The organism is Nitrospirota bacterium (assembly GCA_013388455.1).
In the GTDB taxonomy this organism is placed as follows: Bacteria; Nitrospirota; Thermodesulfovibrionia; order Thermodesulfovibrionales; family SM23-35; genus JACAFF01.
Genome location: JACAFF010000017.1, coordinates 14,245 through 36,076 on the forward strand (window position 1 = coordinate 14,245; position 21,832 = coordinate 36,076).

Genomic DNA, 21,832 nt, shown 5'->3' on the forward strand with positions numbered 1-21,832 from the left:
TTTTACTCTTGACTAATGACTATTAACTGATAACTTTCTTTATAGCATCGGTTCCATCTCAAGTGCAGGATGTCCAACACTTGTAAGGAATTCGAGTAATTTTTCAGAGTCTTCACATATAGTCTCATCGGCTATCTTATCAAGCAGGTCTGGGACTCCTTCTTCTTCAGCTCTCTTGTTAAAAGCCTCTTTAAGGCCTTCTTTCAGATTCTTTGTCATCCAGACTATCCTTTTAATCCCACCATCTCCTGCAAGAAACTTCTTGCTGACAATAAAGTTTCTTCCTATACCCATAAATCCAGGATTCTGTGTTCCTCCCCCAACACTTCCTGCAAGTGTCGAGAATTTCATTCCAACAGGGGTCATACCAGTATGCCCGCGCTGGACAATCATAACGCCATTTGCTTCAGGAATTATTGCTACAATACATTCAAAGCAACCGCAGGAAGTCATTGGATTTTCCATAATTGTATATAGATTTAGCGTCTCAACTGAACCACCAGATGCCTTTTTCAGATAATCATCAATTCCAGAGTATCTGCCGTAACGCGCATCCAGAAGCTCTCCTTTTATTATAGGCTGGTTACCTCCGGTTGGATCAATCTCATACGCTGCCCTACAGTCAAGCCAGTTAAAAGCTCCGCATAGACCGAGCCTTTCTGGGCTTACAACACACACATGACTTGGAGCAAATGATTGACAGAGAAGACATGAATAGAAGGTATCTACTGCTTCATCGGTAAGACCACCGAGCCTCTGGTCTCTTTCTCTGTAAGCTTTCCTCGCCTCTTCCTGAATTCTCAGAACGTCTTCCTCATCAGTATAAAGAGTAACCTGAACTTTGTCTACAATAGTTTTGAATCTATTATGTATCATAGTTATATTAATGATTCCAAGATGTTCGAGAGTAAAGCCTTCCTTCTTGGCATTATGGCTAATTCTAAGCCAGTTAATATCACGCTGACCCATATGCCACACACCTTGTGCCTCATTGATATTGGAATGCACTTTTCGCTCTATGACCGATTCAAAATCTGTCTGCATTTTTCTTCCAGCAACATCTATTACAATACCAAGAGGCATTTGGCCACCCTTATTGTATTTCTCCTCCCAATCGTTTCCAACAATAATTACCTTGCCATCTTCTATTTCATCCATTTCCTTCATCCGCACCCATTCGAATGAGGGGGTTCTGTTACCACCGAACTCCATGAACATATCTTCTTTACGAATTCTTTCACCTTCAAATGCAGGACCATACGCAACAGGAATTGGTGGTTTTTCAACTATAATCTTTAAACCTCTGACCTCTATAGCCTTCTGGACAATCTTATCGTGATCCAGCTCTTTATCAACTTCTTCATAAATACATACACCTGTTGGATGTATGACAGGCACATCAGTATCACAGACCGCTGGGTATCCCATGTTTATTGCACCTGCACCTGTTGTCCATTTTATTTCGTCAAGATCCCCTAATACCAGGGCAAAAGCAAAAACCCTGTCTTTCGTATATTTGAGATGGGCTTTATAATCACCCGGCTTTTTACCTCCAAAAATAAGAGAAGCTCTTATTGACCAGTCCAATGGATATATCGTATGCTCTGTATCTGGTCCTACAGGCACGATCCGCGTCTCCCATCCCAGTTCTACACCTTTCCTGAGAAGCTGCTTTGTAACGCTGTTCCCATTAACATGGCCTGACAGAAAAGTAAGGATATTCTTTTCCTGAAGTTCTCGCACTATCTTTACAGCTGTGTCGTCATCTGGAGCTGCTCCAATAATAGCTGCAAAACCTGGCATAGTTCCATCAACAAGCTGAATGCCTAAATTCCTCTGAATAGTATCAGTAATAAATCCATTATAAACATATCCAGTCTCAGGGTCTGTAAAAGGTTCAAGATTATTTATATACCGAAGTGCCATTAGAATCTCTTCTGCGAAAAGTGATGCCATTCCTGAATCCAATGCTTCACCGAGATATGGTCTCCACAAGTTCTCTTCTGGTTCCGGGTGTAACATTTCTTTTGCCATCCCGAGTGCAACCCTCATATCTGATAGTGTCTTTACTGGAAAAGCTGTCATAGCATATATAAGTGGTAAATAAAAAGCTGTATCGGGAAACTCGAAAGTAAAATTTTCGCCTTTTTCTGATATATTTTTTTCGAGCATATCTTCTGCCTTCTTGACAAGTAAATGGGCACCTCTTATAGCGGCTGAGGCAATTAGCTTGGACATTACTTCCTCCTGTATTTAAAATTGAAAAGCAAAATTTAAAAAAATTTCTATTTCTATGCTGTCCTTACTCTTAAAAATGCAGGAATGCCATTTGCTTCTCTTGGTCCTACAGTGACTTTCCACCCATCAAGTTTATCTTCAATTGCCCCACTTAGTATTGCTACATATCCAGGAATTATTAATTCTCGATGTTTTATTTCTTTCTCTACTCCGCTTTCCTTGATGAATTGCGCAATCTTTCCTGCTGTAAATTTTCCGGCTGCCCACGCAGTAAGAACAGAAAGTCCTTCGCAGTCCATTACAGCAAGATAACTCGGGATCCTGCTGTTTTCTATTTCTCCTGAAACAATGAAGTATGTAAGTGAGAAATTAGTTGTTATCATAAGTGGGGAATCAGGAGTTGGTTCGCCAAGTTTATAAATTTTCTGTTCAACCTGCATAGGGACCTGTGGATCTGTGTAAATATTCTGTCTTAATGTAAACAGAACTATGTTCTTCCATTTTTCGATGCTGCTAAGAACAATAATTGAAGAGTACTTTATAGTAGCGAGACCTGCTATAAGTGCTTCTGTAAGACTGTCTTCTCGTTGAGCAAAAGTGATCACAGGGAATCCAAGTGGTTTAAAATTCTTTTTTATGGCTGATCTTCTTATCAATGTGTTATGTTCCAATATTTCGTTTGCCTTTCTTGCACCTGAATCTATTACCATATCAGATATTCCTGAAGATTGAAGCTTTTCTGTTAATGAAACGAGAGCTTCAAAACCACCATTAGTTGATGAGACAGTAACACCAGCAATTGCATTGTATTTTTTTACAATTGGCACTATCTGTTCAACATTGTCTTTGTTTACTCCATAAACTATAGGCCTTTTATCAGCACAAAGCTTCAACGCAGACTCAGCAGATTGCGGGTTAACTGTGCAAATAATCAGAGGCACTTCAGGTGCTTTTGTAATAATCGTCTTAACAGCATACTCAAACTTTCCTGCATCATTTGAATCATTAAAAAGGGCTATCGCATCTATCCTTAGTTTCTGTCCCACTCTGTCAATTTCTGAATGAAGCACTTCATCAACCTTCTTTATTATTTCAGACTCTGGAAGTGTGTCTTTAATCTCTAATGCAAATGCACAGGGATTAACAAATCTTTTATCGTGTCTAAAAAGGACAGTCTCTTCCCCCAATTTTATAGATCTTTCACCAATGCCAAAAGTGATAGGTCTTATTGGTGGTGCAGAAGCCTCTCCGAGTTTTTGTCTGGCTTCATCAGAGACATCAGGACATGCATCCAGCGACGCTTGCCTCTGTGCCAGTTTCATTGCAAAAGCAAGACACGTGGGAAATCCGCATTTTTTACAGTTTGTTTTTGGTAACAGCTTAAATATCTCAACACCGGTTAAAGCCATTCTTTTACCTCCGTTAACAACTTTCTACCCTATTAATTCGTCAATAATTTTCTCAACTCCTTCAACTGCTTTAGGATGCCTCATAATCAGAAGTTCAGCTCCTGCAATAAGCAATGACATTGCTGTAACAGCTTCCCATGCTATTCCTCTATCTGAAACATTCCCCCATTGTGGCACTTCATCTTCAGTGGCCTGAGTTTCTTTTACTTTCCATACATACATTCCTATATCCCCTAATAATGGTTGCTGCATAGTCACATCGTTCTGAGTGAGTGCTGCAAGTCGTATTCTCTCCATAACTGAATAGGTATATTCAAGTCCATAACCTAAGGCAGAACACATGGGATCGATAATAATTCTCTCTTTATCAAAACCCATCTGTGTAATAAGAATATTCAACTGTTTTGATAGATTAATATCAAGTTCGGACATAGCAATTAATTTATGGTTATGTGCCATAGCAGCAGCAGCGATCGTTTTGTAATTTGCTTCCTGCGCCTTCCCAATTATACAATTTCTTCCTTTTGCTGCCTCCGCAGCTGCAATCAAAATAGAAGCATCTTTCTCTGCATGGTTACTGCCAAGTATAATTAAAGGAACATCAACTGCTGAAAGGACTTCTCTTACCGTCTTAGCAGCATGTTCAGGTGGACTATTTTCTCTGTCTGGGTGTGTGCTTATCAACCTCAGCGCTATAGTTTTAGCATGCAAATCATTCTGACAAAACTTTGCCCATGATACAGGATCGTTTGATACACCATCATATAGTTTTTGTAAATTTTCAGGCCAGTCAATTGGAGGCACATCCTGTATTTCATAAGCGATTAAAGGTCTATTAGGACATGATCCATCAAAAACATGGAGGTTAAGGACATTCTCCCCTCCGAATTTTATTTCTTTTGGATCATCTCCGATAGATACTTGATAAACTTTCCCTGAATATGTCTCTTTCGGTGGGGTAAAAGCCATCTTATCCTCCAATTAGCAATTTTAATAATTCATTAAGAAACTTTATTTTAATAAATTAAAGTATGAGTATGCAATTTTTTATTAGCCCATTTTTTACACTCTGATAAATAATCCTAATGTATCTCTAAATAAGAATGAGCATAAAGAGTCCTTCCCATAATGACATTAATAGTCTTTACTGTTGGAGTAATCTCATGAGGATCAGCAATAACAGCAGTCAAACCTTCATACATCAAAAGTGAAAGGAAATGATTATTTAATATCGGCCTTATGTGTTTTGGGCACCCATTCGATACATTACTAAGACCTACTACTGTTTTCATTGGTGGATCATTAAGTTCTTGAAAAATCCTGACAGCCTTTATGACCTTCAATGCATGGTCCTGGGAAGTTGCCACTTGCAACACCAGAGGATCCAGATATAAGTCTTCAAGAGGAACACCATATTCTGAAGTTCTTGCCATAATTTCTGCTGCTAAAGCAGCTCTTTCTTCTGCATCTGCAGGCAAACCTCCTTTTCCAACAGTAAGACCTATTATCTGAGAATTATACTTTGCTGCAAGTTCGAGCATCGGAAACCTTTCGGGATCATTTGATGTTGAATTGATAAGAGGCCTGCCCCACTGATTATTATGCACCTTTAGCCCAGCTTCAATTGCTTTATAATTTGTTGTATCAAGACAAACGGGCAAAGGGACTACTTCTTGTATTGTAGTTACCATCCATTGCATCATTTCTTCGCCTTGGTCTTCAGCAGGTCCGATATTTGCGTCTATCATTCCCGCGCCAGCTTTCCACTGTGATATAGCAATATCCTGTATCGGTCCTTTATCCTTTTTCAATAATGCTTCTCTTACTCTTTTAGCAATGATACTTAATTTTTCTCCAATGATAAGCATAACTAAATATGCTCCTTTCTGATTTTCTGGGTAATCCAAAAATTGTATACCAGACAATCTTGATTTTCAAACTTGATTTTCAAAATTATGAAACCTCAATAAAATGCATAAGTCAAAAACAATAACATAAAAACATTTTTCAGGTAAAGAACTTCTATAAGCAATTGTTAAAAATATCCTTGATTATTTTCTAAAAATAATTATAAAATCGCAGAAATAATATTGACAAAGGTAGACGTTTATACTATCTTTTATGTTACGTTTTGAAATTTGGAAGGAGGTGAAAATTTAATGAAGAAAATTATAGCGTTAATCTTATCATTAGCCTTAATGGTAGCATTTACAATAGGGTGCAAACCAGCTGAAACACCAAAGCCTGAGGCACCAGCACCAGCTCCAGCTCCAGCTCCTGAGCAGGCACCAGCTCCAGCTCCAGCTCCTGAGCAGGCTCCAGCTCCAGCTCCTGAGAAGCCAGCTGAAGCTCCAGCAGGCAAATAGCAATTTAACAAAGAAGGGCAGTATAACTGCCCTTCTTTTTAATTGCTTTTTCATTACAAAAACTGGTATTTTACAATTATCCTACGATTTTTAATTTAAAGAGTGGGTTTACCCACTCTTTTGTTTTATATACTACTATTAACAGGTAATTTCATAAATGATTCAAGAAACGAAACAGAAAATAAAAGAATTAGCAACTCAGGTTGCTGAAGAATATGGAGTTGAAATCTTTGACATCGAGCTGCTCGGGACTGGAAAAATTTTACTAAGAGTGATTATTGATAAAGAGGGTGGTATTACACTTGATGACTGTGAAAGGTTCAGTAAGCGTCTCGGGGCTCTGCTCGATATTGAAGATCCAATCCCTGGTTCTTACACACTTGAAATTTCTTCACCTGGTCTCGACCGACCTCTAAAAAATATCAGGGATTTTCAGATTAGTTTGGGAAAATTGGCACGTATCATAACAACAGAAAAAATTGAAAATCAAAATTTTTTTATCGGATATATATCAGAAATAAATGATGATTATGTAAAATTAATAGTACATGGGAAGGAAATTAAAATCCCATTTGAAAAAATATCGAAAGCACGGCTGGAGATAGAAGTATAATGTCCAAAGAGCTTTGTTTTGTAATTGACCAAATAAGTAGAGAAAAGGGCATTTCGAGAGAGACGCTAATTGAAACACTGCGTTCAGCCCTACTTTCTGCTGTAAGGAAGAGGTTTGGAGGTAGGACAAATATTAATCTGCAGATAGATCCAAAGACCTGTGATATATTGGTGTTTGAAACAAAGTATATTGTATCAAAAGTATCAAATAAGGACGAGGAAATCTCATTGGAAGATGCAAACAAAATTTCACCTGAAGCATCGGTAGGAAACACTATCAATATACCATTGAATTTTCACGATTTCAGCAGAATCGCTGCTCAGACTGCAAAACAGGTTATATTCCAAAGGGTAAGAGAAGCTGAGAGAGATGTAATCTATAACGAATTCAAAGATAAGACAGGTGAGATAGTAAGCGGTGTTGTAATGAGAAAAGAAAAAGGATTTTTTTATTTAAATCTCGGGAAAACAGAAGCAATACTGCCTCTTAAAGAAATGCTTCCCAATGAGAATCTCAAAAGAGGAGATAACATACGAGCTTTAATACAAGATGTAAGAATTACTCCAAAAGGCCCTGCAATTCTGGTAACAAGGACAAGCCCACAGTTTGTCGCAGCCCTTTTCAAAATGGAGGTCCCTGAAATAAATGAAGGGCTTGTACTAATCAGGAACATAGTACGAGAACCGGGTGAAAGGACAAAAATTGCAGTCTATTCAAAGAATCCTTCTATTGACCCTGTCGGTGCTTGCGTGGGAATGAAAGGCACACGTGTTCAATCTATTGTAAGAGAACTCCGCGGTGAGAGAATAGACATCATTCCATGGACAGATGATCCAAGAGAACTCGTTGCAAGAGCACTCAGTCCTGCATCAGTGGACAGAATTGGCATAAACGAGGATACAAAAACAGCAATGGTAGTCGTTAATGACCAACAACTATCCCTTGCAATAGGTAAAAAAGGCCAAAATGTTAGACTTGCGATGAAACTAACCGGCTGGGATATTGATATCATTAGCGAAACAGAATATTCCAAAATGAGAATAGAAGAGGCGGATAAGACATTTTCACCTCCTTCTGCTGATGGATAAGGACCCTTCAGATTTTCAAATCCAGTATATAAAGGGTGTAGGCCCATATCGTGCAAAACTCCTAACTCGTCTCGGCATCAAAACAGTAAAAGATGCATTATATTACCTCCCTTACCGATATGAAGACAGAAGTAACATTCGTAAAATAAGCGACTTGAGATATAGCAGTCTTGAAACTGCGGCAGGTAAAATAGTTTCTGCTGAGGTCATAAAATTGCCAGGCAAAAACTTGAAAATATTTGAGCTGACTATCTATGACGGAAGCGGCATTCTGAAAGGCAAATGGTTTAACCAGCCTTATATGAAGAAAATTTTTAAATTGGGGCAGGAAATTTTACTCTGCGGCATTGTAAAAAGAAATCCTTATTGGGGGATTGGCTTTGAAATGGACAATCCTGAATATGAGATTATTACCGATGAAGATATCTCTATTCATATGAACCGTATTGTACCGATATACAGAGTGACAAGTGGACTGTCTGTAAGACAGATGCGGTCAATACTATACAACATCATCAATACATTTACAAAAACACTTTGTGATCATTTGCCTAAGGAGGTAAGGGAAAGGAATACCTTACCGGATTTATCAAAAAGTATATCAGAGGTCCATTTCCCAAGTTCAGTCACCGATATCGAAATCCTAAATAGATGGGCAACAGAATATCACAGAAGACTTTCTTTTGATGAACTTTTTATGCTCGAACTTGGCCTTGCAGTTATGAAAAAAGGCTTTACACAAGAAAAAGGCATCTCCTTCAATCCTGAAGGAAAACTCTTGAGAAAATTCATTGAGATACTTCCATTCAAACTAACCATGGCTCAGAAAAAAATATTCAATGAAATTCTCAGAGATATGAAAAAACCAAATCCAATGAATAGGCTTATTCAGGGCGATGTGGGATGTGGTAAAACAGTAGTTGCTTTAATGGCAATGCTCGTGGCAACAGAATGCGGCTATCAATCAACTCTGATGGCCCCAACAGAAATTCTTGCAGAACAGCACTATCTCAATATATATAAACTGTTAGAAGATCTCGGACTTAAAATATGCCTTTTGACTGGTAGCAAAAAGGATAGACCACTCGATAAGATAGCTGCTGGTGAGGTCGACATCATTGTTGGCACACATGCATTAATTCAAGAGTCAGTAACTTTTTCGAAGCTTGGACTTGTAGTCATAGATGAACAGCACAGATTCGGAGTTATACAGAGGTCTCTATTAAGAAAAAAAGGGATTAATCCTGATGTTCTTGTCATGACTGCCACACCTATCCCGAGGACACTTTCTCTTACACTTTATGGAGATTTAGATTACTCAATTATTGACGAACTTCCTCCAAACAGAAGACCTATAACTACAATACTTGTTAAATCATCACAAAAGGAATATATTTACAGACTCATAAAAGAAGAAGTCAAAAAGGGAAGACAGGTTTATGTTGTATATCCTATAATAGAAGAGTCTGAAAAAATCGATTTAAAGTCTGCAATCTTAGGGAAAAAAGCCTTCGAAAAAGTATTCCCCTATCTCAAGATAGGCCTGATTCATGGAAAAATGAAGGCTATTGAAAGAGAAACAATCATGACAGCATTCAAACATGGGGAAATACAGATACTTGTCAGCACAACTGTGATAGAGGTCGGAGTAGATGTGCCTAATGCCACCCTTATGGTTATAATACATGCTGAAAGATTCGGACTCTCACAGCTTCATCAACTAAGGGGCAGAATAGGAAGAAGTTCGCATAAATCTTATTGTATACTTGTTGCATATGAACCATATGGCGAGGAGGCTAAGAGGAGATTGAATATTATGGTTAAGACAAATGATGGCTTTAAGATTGCCGAAGAGGATTTAGCCATCAGAGGTCCAGGAGAGTTTTTTGGTACACGTCAATCAGGTGTGCCTGATCTCAAAATCGCCAATATTGTAAGAGATGCTTCACTTCTGAACGAAGCAAGAAAAGAAGCATTCAATATAATTGATATAGACCCTGAGTTGCTCAGTTTTCCCAGCCTGAAGAATTCACTTGAACAGTTCTGGCATGGAAAGATAGAATTGTTTAAAACAGGTTAAGGTAAAATCGCCATGTGGCAACGTTTAAAAAATAATTTCGACAATGGTATCAAAAAACTCAAATGGTTTTCATCAGCTCTGTCGGAAAGACTGAAGATAGAGATATCTGTAATGAAACTGCTTCATCAGTCTGAACAACTGGCTGAAAAAAAAGATGAATTGATGAAAGTAATCGGTCGTAGAGTATTTGAATTAAGACAACAATCCGAACGGTCTATAATTAATGACAGAATTATCTCGGAAGCACTTATTGAAATCGAACGGATTAATAGCGAAATAGAAGCCACAAAGAAGAAGGCTTCGGAAATAAGTAAAATAGAACCTTGATTGAGTATTTTATTCCATATATATTAAGCTTTTTACTTGGCTCTATCGTTGGTTCTTTCCTTAATGTCTGCATTTATAGAATTCCAAGAAATCTTTCGATTATTACACCTTCATCAAGATGTCCTTCCTGTAATACACCAATAAACGCCTTTGATAATATACCATTACTCAGCTATTTTTTCCTTCGAGGAAGATGTAGAATCTGTAAAAAACGAATATCGCTGAGATATCCACTTGTTGAATTACTGAATGCATTATTATATGTATTTATACTCTGGAGATTCGGAATAGGATGGCATATGCTCATCTATTGTCTTTTTTGTTCTACACTGATTGTGATAACTTTCATAGATCTTGAATTCCAGATAATACCCGACCGAATAACTTTACCGGGCATAGTTATAGGACTTATTACAGGTTCCTTTTTTCTCTTTGATCCTTTCCTGAGATACTCTCTTCTTGGATGGAAAGCATCCATTATTGGCTTCCTGACAGGGGGTGGATTATTTTATGCTATTGCAGTATTAAGCAAAGGTGGAATGGGAGGAGGAGACATCAAAATGATGGCAATGGTCGGTGCTATAATGGGATGGAAATCTGTACTCCTGACTACATTTATTGGCAGTCTTGCAGGAGCAATCTTTGGAATATTTCTCATGATATTCAGAGGAAAAGGTCGCAAGACTAAAATTCCCTTTGGACCATTCCTTGCCCTTGGAACACTTGCAACCCTGTTTTATGGACAGGAGATGTTTAACTTTTATTTTTACAGATAATTTATGAATATTGAGTTTATTTTTTTCAATTCTATTATTTTACTTATCCTGGCACTCATATCTTTCTTTCTAATAAGGGCTTTTTTTAAAGTATACAGTAGAAAAAAGAATTTAGATCAAAAGGATCTCTCAAAAGTAGGCTTCGTCGTGGACACCTTTCATGAACTTGTAGCCAAGCTGAAAGAGAAGGAAAAAGAACTCGAGATTCTTCGCAAAAAAGCTGAAGATAGGGCTACTGCAATCGAAGGTTATAATGAAAATATTCTTCAGAGTGTTCCAAGTGGGGTTATAAGCTTTGATGACAATCTGAGGATTACAAAGGTTAATCAATCTGCTGAAAAGATACTCGAAATGGATGGAAAGAGCATCATAGGCAAATATCATGAAGAAGTTTTGAACAAACCGATTACTGATATGCTAAATGAAAGAAAAATCACAGAAAGGGGTGAAATAAGTTATAAAACAAACTCAGGCAAAAGGATATGGTTGGGGCTTACAATTTCCCCACTAAAAGACAAGGAGGGAAAGACAATAGGTCAGATCCTCGTTTTTACCGATCTTACCCATCTCAAGTCATTCGAGGCTCAAATGGAATTGAGGGATAAACTCGCCAGTCTTGGTGAAATATCAGCCGGCATCGCTCACGAGTTAAGGAATCCGATGGCAGTAATTGCAGGATATACAAAACTTCTTTATAAAAAAGTGGATGAATCCATGAAAGCTACGGTCGGAGCTATATCAAAAGAGATATCAGTAATGGACAGAATTATTACGGATTTTCTCTCATTTGCAAAACCTCTTGAACTTACAATTTCTAATATTGATCTTAAGTCACTTATAGAGAAATGTATTTCTTCATTAAGGGAAGAAAGAACTGATATTAAATTTTTTCTAAATTTTCAGGAAATACCTTTAATTAAAGGTGATGAAGTTCTTCTCAGACAGGCATTCACAAATCTTATACAGAACTCGACCGAAGCAATGCCTCAAGGTGGTGAACTGAAAATAACTGCGGATAAGGATGATTATCTCAATGTATCTATTTCAGATTCAGGTCATGGAATTTCAGAGAATATAATTGACAAAATCTTTTTGCCATTTTTTACTACAAAAGAAAAAGGTACAGGACTTGGTCTTGCTATTGTCCACAAGATTATTATTTCCCACGGAGGCAGTATTTCTGTCACAAGCAATGAAAAAGGGACTACATTCAGAATCAGATTCCCTATAAAATAACCCTAAAAAAGGAGCAAACTATGTCAAAAATAACAATTCTTGATCTTCTTAAAAAAAAGAGTGAAAAAAGAAAGATTACGATGATTACTGCATATGATTATCCTTTTGCACGGATAGTTGACGAGGCGGGAATAGATGGTATTATAGTGGGTGATTCCGTTGGTATGGTTGTGCAAGGACTTGAAAACACTTTGCCGGTGACGATGGATGAAATGATATATCATACTAAAATTGTTTCAAAAGCAGTAAATAATGCAATGATCATCGGCGACCTTCCTTTTATGTCTTATCAAGCAAGCATAGAAGAAGGGGTAAGAAATGCAGGCAGATTTATAAAAGAAGCTGGGGCTACCTGTGTGAAAATAGAAGGTGGGGCCGAAGTGGCTGAACATATCAGAAGAATGACGAAATCAGATATTCCTGTTATGGCACATATCGGCCTCACACCTCAGTCCATTCACAGAATGGGTGGGTATAGAGTTCAGGGTAAAACTGAAGAAGCTGCGAGAAGATTAATTGAAGAAGCTCATATTGCCGAGGATGCTGGAGCTTGTTCACTACTTCTTGAGGCGATACCTATGAAACTTGCGAAAACTATTACCGATTCAATCTCCATACCAACTATTGGTATTGGCGCAGGGCCATATTGTGATGGTCAGGTTCTCGTCTTACATGATGTTCTGGGTCTATTTGAGAGGTTTTTACCAAAATTTGCAAAACGATATGTAAATCTGAAAGAAGAAGCATTAAAGGCAATTAAAACATATAAGGAAGAGGTCGAAAACGGCATCTTCCCTTCAGAAGAACAGAGTTTCAAATAACCTAACCCTGATTATTTATAAACTATGATTAAGCCAAATAATGCAGATATTGCTCGAAAATTTCGTTAACTCGATATCCCCCCTTCGTCCCCCCTTGGCAAGGGGAGAATTAAAGTCAGGCTTTATAGATTTTTTAATCGCATTTTTCGGGTTAAATACTATGTCCTGTATATATATTAAGAATTTATGAATGAATAAAATTGGCTAAATTAGCGAATAGAAATACCATGTGTCTTAAGCATATCAGTAAATGGTCTACCGAATATAAAAAGTTCGAACTCCACTTTAAGCCCCAATTCATTTTTTGCATACTCACGGATAGTAATATCTCTTTTTACAAGTTCAGATAATAATTCGAGATTCTTTTTATAATCTTTGCCTCGTTTTATAAGTGATACAAGATTACTAAATTCGTCACAAGAGCATTGTTGCTCATGAGCCTTAATAATATCCAGAATGGGATCATCAGGATTGATAATATCTGCACGGGAAAGGTTATCTTTTCCTATTATACTTATCAAGTCCGAAGGGTCCCAACACTTAAGCAGACGACATTCTATAAACCGATGTCTGTAAATCTTACATGATGAATCCTTTTCACTGAAAAAAATACAAGACCAGTTTTCATTTTTACCCAATACTTTTAATAATTCTTTCTGGTTTTTCCCCAGCTTTCTTGTAACAGGGTCATACACCATCTCTCCTTTTCTCAATGTTACAAGATGCTGATGACCAGCATATCCTGCCAATAATATTGCTTTGTCCTTATCATGCAAAACCGGGCCACCTCTTTTACAACATGTTCCACACCTTATACAGTATGACCTTAAGCTTTTTTCTTTTCTCCTTTGACGGTAAAAATTCATTTCTTTAAGATACGCTTCAAATTCTCTATTCTCGCTGAAAGTCCTTCTCTTAAAACAAAATCTCTATCTGACATGCCTGTAAGAAGATCATTTTCAAGTGAGTATAAAAGCTGTTCACCGAATCCTCGCTGCACACATATTTCGTCAATATGCTCATGGTCAGAAATATTCTGCTCTCTGGCCACGATTTGTGCAAATTCATGTGCAATGACTGCAGTTGTAATATCATCATCTACACGGTAAAGAACTGATATGGCATATACTTGCTCTTTACTCTCGTAAAGAAACTCAGGAGTAAACCCCAGAATTTTTTTGAATTCCTCAAGCTTGAGTGCCCAGGCTGTTGTAAAGCACATAAGTTCAAAATAAGGTTTTATAAGTGAAACCTTTTCCCTCACATCAGCAAAGTTCTCTCTTACTCTAAGAAAAATCTCGGTTGTCCTGTCTTGCATAATTTAAACCACATCTACTTAGCCAGCTCTCGGCAAAGGGAATATGGGGGTTAAGTAGTTTATTTTGATTCAGAAATTGAGTTGATATTAAGAAGGCGAAAATTTTATTTTTTCTTAAGAACAATTTTATGATTTAAGAGTGATATTTCCTTTATTTCTCCCTCGAAAACCTTCTGTTCTCCGAAAAGGCTTCGCAAATATATTTTGCCTTCTTCAGGCCTCATAATGTCTACACTTTCGAGGTAAAGCAATTCTTTTCCATCTTCATATATATAGGCATTAGCTTCACACATTTTCTTTCTCCTTTCCAAGATCCTTTCTTACTGTCTCAATAATTTTCTCTATCATATGCGGAAGGGGCTCTCTGTCGACCCCTATAATTTCAATACCTTCCTGATTCAGAGGTAATAGTATTTTTTTAGCGTCGCATGATGCAACTGCCTCTGCCATCTTTGGTGTCAATTCCCCTAACATTGCATTTGCAAGGACTATGCTCAAAGGACCTATAATAATATTAAATTTATTTGCATTCCTTACAATAGAATTTTCTCCTGTAGCACCTTTATTCGCTCTTGACTTCATCATGGCTGAAGTTGCAGCAGCATTAGTCCCAAGAGCAAAAATCTCGATTTCATCACCGAATTCATCTTTAAGCCTCTTTACAATGAGACTCCCGATTCCGCCACCCTGTCCGTCAATAACTGCTATTCTGAACACATGATAAGTATAAAAATATATTGTCTACCATGTCAAATTGTAGATTTTTCTTGACTTACTCTTTTAAATACATATAATTAATTAAACAAAAGGATTATTAAGGTGAACAAAAAGTATCCTTTATTTTTTATTTTTACAATCCTTTTTATTCCAGTATTCTTCTTTTATTTTGCCTCAATAGTTCATGCAGAGGAAGTTGATACCATTTATGAACAAACAATTACTAAGGCTGTAAATAAGATAGAAAATCGTGAATATGAAGAAGCAATTCAAGATCTGAGAAATATCTTACAGTCAAGATCTCAAGATGAAGAGGCAAATTTATACCTCGGTATAGCACTCAGCCGGACAGGAAATGAAGATGCTGAGGGAGTTCTGAAAAAAGCACTTTCTTTAAATCCAGAAAATCCGCGAACAAATCTTGAGCTCGGGATACTATATTATAAAAAAGCACTTTTTGATGAGGCAGAAGACTACTTTAAAACTGCAATAACAATCGCGCCAGATACAGAAATATCAGCAAGTGCAAATGAATATCTAAATTCTATCAAACAAAAAGAAAAAACCAAACAATGGGGACTGAGCATATCTGTTGGTGGACAATATGATTCTAATGTTATTCTCAATGCAGAAGATAACCCACTACCTGAAGGAATTTCACAGGAATCAGACTGGAAAGCAGTATTATATCTCAAAGGTATTTATAATTTCGTTATTGGGGGAAAATTTAATGTTCTCACAGGATATAATCTATATCAAAATTTCTATGCCAAACTTTCTGATTTCAATACAACCAGCCATCTGATAAAGCTTGAACCTACTTACAGACTCTCATCAATTATAACATTTAAGGGTCAATATGCTTTTCAGCACGTAAGCGTCGGAGGTGATTCATACGATTATTCACATTCTTTTTCTCCAATGCTTATTTTATCTCAAGGTAAAGGATTCTCTACAATCATTACATATAGATACTTAAAGACACATTTCATGGATACAGAGTTATTTGAAGAAAATTCAGATAGGACTGGTTTCAATAATCTTGTTGGAATAACACAGGAAATTCCATTGGGAAGCTCGGTCAGGTTACAGATTAGTTACCAGTATGATAAAGATTCAACAAGTAAGGATTTCTGGGACTATACCGGTAATAAGGGTTTAATAGGTGTTCAGATTAATTTATTGCATAATCTTATTATAAATCTTTCGGGCGAATACTATAATAAAGATTACGAAGGAATCTATCCTTCTGAAACGATAGAGAGAGAAGATGATATCAGCACAGCATCTTTTTTAATTATAAAAGAATTATCCAATATATTTAGTTTGACAATAGGTCAATTTTATACAAAAAATAAATCAAATATCGATATATTTGATTATGATCGAGCTATAACAAGCTTTTTCATTAATATGAGGTTTTAAATGAAGACTTGTAGATGTATTACAATGACTTTTATTTTAGTATTTATTGCATTATTCATTTATCAAAATGCTGACGCAAAGGTTGACATTGGTTCTTTTGTTGCTATAAGGGGCAAGGCAATAGTAGAAAGAGATAAAAAATCATTTGAGGCTAAACTTAGAGATGGTGTTCTTCTACACGATACTGTTTCAACACTTGAAGCTTCGAGAGTAAAAATGCTATTTATAGATGACAGTGTCCTGACACTTGGCGAGAAATCAAGAGTAATCATCAAAGAATTCGTCTATGGTAAGGAAAAAGGAAATAAATCTGTCGTTAATCTCATTGAAGGAAAAATGCGTTCCATTGTAGGGAAGACAAGTTTTGAGATTCACACACCAACAGCAGTGGCAGCAGCAAGAGGGACAGCTATACTTTCCGAAGCAGGGATAAAAGATGGTAAAAAGTTCACTATTTTTATATGTCTTGAGGGAGAATTTATTGTTAAAAGTTCATCTCCAGAAATAACAGGAAGCTTTCTTCTTACGCCTCACATGATGATAATAGTTTTTGAAGGAGAACCACTCACTCAACCTTTCTTAGCACCAGCTGGAGAAATAGAAAGGCTTTTAAAAGAAACAGAAATTTATACAGAACTCTCTATACCCGGGCCGGCTGAGATAATAGTCTTACCAAGAGCAATAACTCCTGAAGGAACGGAGGGTATAACTTCAACAGATATCCCCCCTCCCTTTGATCAACAACCTGTAGGAGTAGAAACAGGACCGAATACCACCCCCGTTAAAATTGATGTGGAATTCCCATGAGAAATCAGATGATAACTATGAAAAAAATATATATTCTATTAATTCTTGCTTTAATTACCATTAATATCTCTTGCGGAGGTGATGGAAGTTTATCATCTGATAGCTCCGGAATGACAAAGGTAACTATAAACTTAGGCGAAACAAGGATAGCCCAATCTGCTGGTAACCAGCCATCTACCGCTACAACTATACCATCACATGTGACAACTATAAGATTTGAAATTTCAGCACCGGATATGAATACTATCGAAAAAACCGTATCTATTTCCGGACAGGAGAGCATCTCTGAATCATTCATAGTCCCGAATGGCTTAAACAGACATTTTGTAGTAGAAGCATATAATATAAACAACCTCCTTATTTACACAGGAGATTCATATGCTGACCTCAATGGGTCACCTGTAAATATTACTATAGTCATGGTATCACTGGATCAGAATGTGCCTGCTTTTATCGGCGCAAAATCTTTGGAAAAAATATCTGAGACATCTGTATCATTATCATGGGAACCAGCTATTGATGATGTAACCCCACAGGATAAAATTGTCTATCTTATTTATCAACAAACCGAACCTTTCAACTTTTCGGAAGCAACTAATAAACTCTCAGCACAAGATGCGATGCAACCAACATATGTTACAGAACCTGGTGCAACGTCTTATATAATTACAGGCTTAACGCGGGGTATTATATATTATTTCCTCATCAGGGCAAAAGATGAAGCTGGAAATATTGATACGAATACCGATGTGCTTTCAATAGATTTAGCCGCACCTGTTTTTAATGGTATAACTTCTGCATCCGCAGTCTCAGAAACCGCAATAACATTGTCATGGGAACCTGCAACAGATGATTCAACCCCATCATCAGAGATCATTTATTTAATCTATATGGCAACAACACCAGGTGGAGAAAACTTTACAGAGCCAAACTTTATCACCACTCCAGGATCAACTCAATATACTGTAAGGAATCTAATAACAAATAGAATGTATTATTTTGTTGTGAGAGCAATGGACAGCGACGGAAATGTTGACTCAAATACCATAGAGAAGTCAGCCAAACCACTTCCTGATCTTTATCCAAGTGATGTATTTGGTAATGGATATTTTATAAGTTTTAAGGTTAATAACATAAGTTCAGTGCCTCTTTCTAACATATTAGTTGTGGTTCAGTATGAAGATACTTATTATGGAATTTCCTATTGCGAAACATTTACTATTTCAATTTCAGCCAGAAACTATGTTTATCTCTCAGTTGAAGATATCTGGTATAACACTTATATAATCCGAGTTGATCCTGAAAACACTATACCTGAAATAAATGAGACAAACAATACAGCATGCAGTGGTTTATATTGTACAAATCCACCTCCTTTATCTAATTGTTATTAATAGATCGCAGTTTCGAAAATCATTTACACATATTTCCTTAAAAAGTTTTCCTTTTTTAACTCTATTTATTCTTGTCTTACTGAATTATTCAATATTTCTGATGATATCGGATATAATATTTAGTCAGTTAAAAGGGAGGACATATTAAAAGTTTACCTGATAAAAAGGGTTATTTTGGAATATATGGTGGGAAATTTGTTCCAGAGACACTTATGCCAGCACTCAGCGAACTTGAAGATGCTTTTCTTTACTATAAAAAAGACAGGGACTTTTTAAATGAACTCAACCAATTACGGAAAACTTATATAGGCAGACCCACCCCGCTTTATTTTGCAAAAAGGTTTTCTGAACATCTTAAAGGTCCAAAGATCTATTTGAAGCGTGAAGACCTTGCACATACTGGTGCACATAAGATTAATAATGCAGTTGGTCAGGTACTACTTGCAAAAAAGATGGGAAAGAAAAGAGTAATTGCAGAGACAGGGGCAGGACAGCATGGAGTTGCCACAGCAACTGCTGCTGCACTTGTAGGGCTCGAGTGCGAAATCTATATGGGTTCTGTTGATATGAAACGTCAGGCCTTAAATGTTTTCAGAATGAAATTGCTTGGTTCTAAGGTAACAGAAGTTCCTACAGGTTCGAGAACTCTTAAGGATGCCATCAATGAAGCCTTACGAGACTGGACGACTAATGTCAGAAACACTCACTATGTCCTTGGAACTGTATTTGGACCTCATCCATTTCCGATTATGGTTAGAGAATTTCAATCAGTTATTGGTAAAGAGGCTCGGAAACAAATCCTTGATGCTGAAAATAGATTGCCTGATTATATTATTGCTTGTGTCGGTGGAGGGAGTAATGCAATGGGAATTTTTCACGAATTCCTTGAAAAAGAAGATATAACAATGATTGGTGTCGAAGCAGGAGGCATGGGAATCGAAACAGGCAAACATGCAGCAAGATTTGCAGGCGGTTCTCTCGGTGTATTTCAAGGTTGCAAAAGTTATCTTCTTCAAGATGATAACGGAAATGTTCTCGAGACTCATTCTGTCTCAGCTGGACTCGACTATGCATCCATAGGCCCAGAACATTCATATCTGAGAGACCTTAAACGTATTATTTATACATATGCAACTGATGATGAGGCATTGAATGCTTTTGAGCTACTGTCAGAAACTGAAGGAATAATACCAGCACTGGAATCAGCACATGCACTCGCAGAGGCAATAAAACGTGCTCCTGATCTTTCACATGAAAAAATTGTAATTGTAAATCTTTCAGGTCGAGGTGACAAAGATGTACAGCATGTCGCACAGATCAAGGGAATAGCATTTTAATGCCAGCAATCGCAAAAACATTCAGCAGGCTTAAGATAGAAGGAAGAAAGGCTTTCATTCCCTATATTATGGCTGGCGATCCTTCTATTGAAAAAACAGAAGAAATTCTTCATTTATTTAAAGAATGTGGGGCGGATATTGTGGAGTTGGGAGTGCCTTTTTCTGACCCATTAGCAGATGGGCCAACAATCCAGCGTGCGTCAGAACGTGCATTACAAAATGGTATTACCTTAAGAAAAATAATTTCTTTTGTTAGAAACATAAGACAAAATCTCCATATTCCAATCGTGCTTATGACATACTTTAACCCGGTTTTTAAATATGGTATTCAGGATTTTATCAGGGATGCAAACGACAGTGGTGTGAACGGTGTTATCATTCCTGATCTACCACCAGATGAAGCAACAGATTTCATTCAACTTGCAAAACATGCAAAAATAGACACAATTTTCCTGCTTGCGCCAACCTCTACAGAAAGCAGGATAAAAAAAGTTATAAAGGCATCAAGTGGTTTTATATACTATGTTTCTATAACTGGCATAACAGGAGCATCTCTTCTTTTCGATGGCTCAATGGACTTATTAATATCAAATATAAGGAAATACACGAATAAACCGGTTGCAGTAGGTTTTGGGATTTCTACTCCGGAAGAGGCTACTGCTGTCTCACGGATCTCTGATGGTATCATTATAGGAAGTGCCATTATCAAAAAGCTTCATGAAAGTCCTCTTGAATTAAAAAATTATCTTATAAGTCTGCGCGAGGCTATACAATGAACGATCTCATAAAAAAGCTCGAACAATTAAATACACTTATAGAACTTTCCTCACTGATTAATTCGACACTTGATACCAATGAGATAAGAAAGCGAACTATTGAGGCTGCTGTTAAACTTCTGGATGCTGAGACAGGTAGCCTGTTGCTGATTGACACGGAAACAGGAGAACTCTTCTTTGAGGTTGCTCTCGGAGAAAAAGGTGATGTGCTTAAAAAAATAAGACTCAAAAAAGGGGAAGGTATCGCAGGATGGGTTGCAGAGAGTGGGGAGTCAATAATTATTCATGATGTTCAATCAGACCCGAGATTTTTGAAAACAGCTGATGAAAAAAGTAAATTCATTACAAAAAATATGATATGTACTCCTGTCAAGTCAAAAGACTGCATCCTTGGGGTACTTGAAACAATTAATAAAAAAAATGGATCTTTTAACGAAGATGATAAAGAAATACTAATAGCCCTCTCAAATCAGGTTGCAATTGCAATCGAAAACGCAAATCTTTATCAGAAATTGAAAGAAACATTCTATAGCACAGCAGAAGCTCTTGCAGAGACAATAGAAAAAAGGGATCCATATACAGGAGGCCATACGCGCAGGGTAATGAACTACAGTTACAGTATCGGGAAAGCCATGGGACTTTCGAAAAATGATCTTGATAATCTTAAGCTTGCTGCAATTTTACATGATGTAGGAAAAATCGGAGTTAAAGACAGTATTCTTCTGAAAGAAGACAGACTCAGCCCTGAGGAAAATGAGAAAATGTGCATGCATTGTGAATATGGAGCAGAAATACTCGGTCATATAAAACATCTAAAAGATATCATTCCTGGAGTCAGGAATCATCATGAAAGAATTGACGGAAAAGGATATCCTGACAAACTGAAAAACGGTGATATCCCGCTCATAGCACGAATCATATCAGTTGCAGACACCTTTGATGCAATGACTACAGATAGACCTTATAGAAAGGCGTTGAGTCTTGAGACTGCGTTTGAAGAATTAAGAAAATATTCAGGGATTCAGTTTGATAAGGATGTTGTTAAGATCTTCATACAACTATGGGAAAAAGGGGAATTGAGTTTTCAACAAAAATCTTAAAAAA

At 37.0% G+C, this 21,832-nt stretch carries 22 protein-coding genes; 14 read left to right on the forward strand and 8 right to left on the reverse strand.

The genetic code is table 11. The features are described from left to right. Positions 1-39: 39 nt before the first annotated feature. The 4 genes from cdhC to HXY53_03985 all read right to left on the reverse strand — a co-directional run bounded on the left by cdhC (position 40) and on the right by HXY53_03985 (position 5,515). Positions 40-2,238, reverse strand: a complete 2,199-nt coding sequence (cdhC, locus tag HXY53_03970) for a CO dehydrogenase/CO-methylating acetyl-CoA synthase complex subunit beta (GenBank protein NWF75725.1) — start codon at positions 2,236-2,238, stop codon at positions 40-42. Positions 2,239-2,291: 53 nt separating this feature from the next. Next, the gene (locus HXY53_03975; GenBank protein NWF75726.1) at positions 2,292-3,647 is read right to left on the reverse strand and encodes an acetyl-CoA decarbonylase/synthase complex subunit gamma; all 1,356 of its coding nucleotides are present in this window, start codon (positions 3,645-3,647) and stop codon (positions 2,292-2,294) included. Positions 3,648-3,671: 24 nt separating this feature from the next. Further along, entirely contained in the window at positions 3,672-4,616 is a 945-nt protein-coding gene (locus HXY53_03980; protein ID NWF75727.1) for an acetyl-CoA decarbonylase/synthase complex subunit delta, read from the reverse strand. A 113-nt stretch (positions 4,617-4,729) separates the two neighbouring features. Next, positions 4,730-5,515, reverse strand: coding sequence for a dihydropteroate synthase (locus HXY53_03985; protein ID NWF75728.1), 786 nt, complete (start codon positions 5,513-5,515; stop codon positions 4,730-4,732). 291 nt (positions 5,516-5,806) lie between these two features. Here HXY53_03985 and HXY53_03990 point away from each other — a divergent pair, with 291 nt between their 5' ends. The 8 genes from HXY53_03990 (at position 5,807) to panB (ending at position 12,954) form a co-directional block, all read left to right on the forward strand. Beyond that, the gene (locus HXY53_03990) at positions 5,807-6,013 is read left to right on the forward strand and encodes a hypothetical protein (GenBank protein NWF75729.1); all 207 of its coding nucleotides are present in this window, start codon (positions 5,807-5,809) and stop codon (positions 6,011-6,013) included. Between the two features lie 157 nt (positions 6,014-6,170). Continuing rightward, positions 6,171-6,626, forward strand: a complete 456-nt coding sequence (locus tag HXY53_03995) for a ribosome maturation factor RimP (protein NWF75730.1) — start codon at positions 6,171-6,173, stop codon at positions 6,624-6,626. After that, positions 6,626-7,714: a transcription termination/antitermination protein NusA gene (gene nusA, locus HXY53_04000; GenBank protein NWF75731.1), complete on the forward strand. Its 1,089-nt coding sequence runs from the start codon at positions 6,626-6,628 to the stop codon at positions 7,712-7,714. The genes HXY53_03995 and nusA overlap by 1 nt, the downstream gene beginning before the upstream one ends. Further along, positions 7,707-9,794: an ATP-dependent DNA helicase RecG gene (gene recG / locus HXY53_04005; protein NWF75732.1), complete on the forward strand. Its 2,088-nt coding sequence runs from the start codon at positions 7,707-7,709 to the stop codon at positions 9,792-9,794. The genes nusA and recG overlap by 8 nt, the downstream gene beginning before the upstream one ends. A 12-nt stretch (positions 9,795-9,806) precedes the next feature. Next, on the forward strand, positions 9,807-10,121 hold the full coding sequence (locus HXY53_04010; protein NWF75733.1) for a hypothetical protein: 315 nt from the start codon (positions 9,807-9,809) through the stop codon (positions 10,119-10,121). Further along, a complete protein-coding gene (locus tag HXY53_04015) occupies positions 10,121-10,897 on the forward strand; it encodes a prepilin peptidase (GenBank protein NWF75734.1) in 777 nt (258 codons plus the stop codon). The genes HXY53_04010 and HXY53_04015 overlap by 1 nt, the downstream gene beginning before the upstream one ends. Positions 10,898-11,044: 147 nt before the next feature. Further along, positions 11,045-12,133 (forward strand): PAS domain-containing protein, encoded by a 1,089-nt coding sequence (locus tag HXY53_04020; GenBank protein ID NWF75735.1) that lies wholly within the window; start codon positions 11,045-11,047, stop codon positions 12,131-12,133. A 20-nt stretch (positions 12,134-12,153) separates the two neighbouring features. After that, positions 12,154-12,954 carry a 3-methyl-2-oxobutanoate hydroxymethyltransferase gene (gene panB / locus HXY53_04025; protein ID NWF75736.1) on the forward strand — a complete coding sequence of 267 codons (801 nt, stop codon included), beginning with the start codon at positions 12,154-12,156 and terminating at the stop codon, positions 12,952-12,954. A 209-nt stretch (positions 12,955-13,163) separates the two neighbouring features. Here panB and HXY53_04030 read toward each other — a convergent pair whose 3' ends face one another. The 4 genes from HXY53_04030 to HXY53_04045 form a co-directional block, all read right to left on the reverse strand. After that, the gene (locus HXY53_04030; protein NWF75737.1) at positions 13,164-13,820 is read right to left on the reverse strand and encodes a YkgJ family cysteine cluster protein; all 657 of its coding nucleotides are present in this window, start codon (positions 13,818-13,820) and stop codon (positions 13,164-13,166) included. Further along, positions 13,817-14,272 (reverse strand): hypothetical protein, encoded by a 456-nt coding sequence (locus tag HXY53_04035; protein NWF75738.1) that lies wholly within the window; start codon positions 14,270-14,272, stop codon positions 13,817-13,819. Before HXY53_04035 ends, HXY53_04030 begins: the two co-directional genes overlap by 4 nt. 104 nt (positions 14,273-14,376) lie before the next feature. Continuing rightward, positions 14,377-14,565, reverse strand: coding sequence for a CooT family nickel-binding protein (locus tag HXY53_04040; GenBank protein ID NWF75739.1), 189 nt, complete (start codon positions 14,563-14,565; stop codon positions 14,377-14,379). After that, a complete protein-coding gene (locus tag HXY53_04045; GenBank protein NWF75740.1) occupies positions 14,558-14,989 on the reverse strand; it encodes a DUF3842 family protein in 432 nt (143 codons plus the stop codon). Before HXY53_04045 ends, HXY53_04040 begins: the two co-directional genes overlap by 8 nt. A 102-nt stretch (positions 14,990-15,091) precedes the next feature. Here HXY53_04045 and HXY53_04050 point away from each other — a divergent pair, with 102 nt between their 5' ends. From HXY53_04050 to HXY53_04075, 6 genes are all read left to right on the forward strand, one after another. Continuing rightward, entirely contained in the window at positions 15,092-16,414 is a 1,323-nt protein-coding gene (locus tag HXY53_04050; GenBank protein NWF75741.1) for a tetratricopeptide repeat protein, read from the forward strand. Then, complete coding sequence (locus tag HXY53_04055; GenBank protein ID NWF75742.1) at positions 16,415-17,221, forward strand: FecR domain-containing protein; 807 nt, start codon at positions 16,415-16,417, stop codon at positions 17,219-17,221. 17 nt (positions 17,222-17,238) lie between these two features. Next, the gene (locus tag HXY53_04060) at positions 17,239-18,615 is read left to right on the forward strand and encodes a fibronectin type III domain-containing protein (protein NWF75743.1); all 1,377 of its coding nucleotides are present in this window, start codon (positions 17,239-17,241) and stop codon (positions 18,613-18,615) included. Positions 18,616-18,758: 143 nt separating this feature from the next. Beyond that, complete coding sequence (trpB, locus tag HXY53_04065) at positions 18,759-19,952, forward strand: tryptophan synthase subunit beta (GenBank protein NWF75744.1); 1,194 nt, start codon at positions 18,759-18,761, stop codon at positions 19,950-19,952. Next, entirely contained in the window at positions 19,952-20,728 is a 777-nt protein-coding gene (locus HXY53_04070; GenBank protein ID NWF75745.1) for a tryptophan synthase subunit alpha, read from the forward strand. Before trpB ends, HXY53_04070 begins: the two co-directional genes overlap by 1 nt. Continuing rightward, positions 20,725-21,828, forward strand: a complete 1,104-nt coding sequence (locus tag HXY53_04075; GenBank protein NWF75746.1) for an HD-GYP domain-containing protein — start codon at positions 20,725-20,727, stop codon at positions 21,826-21,828. The genes HXY53_04070 and HXY53_04075 overlap by 4 nt, the downstream gene beginning before the upstream one ends. The last annotated feature ends 4 nt before the right edge of the window (positions 21,829-21,832 follow it).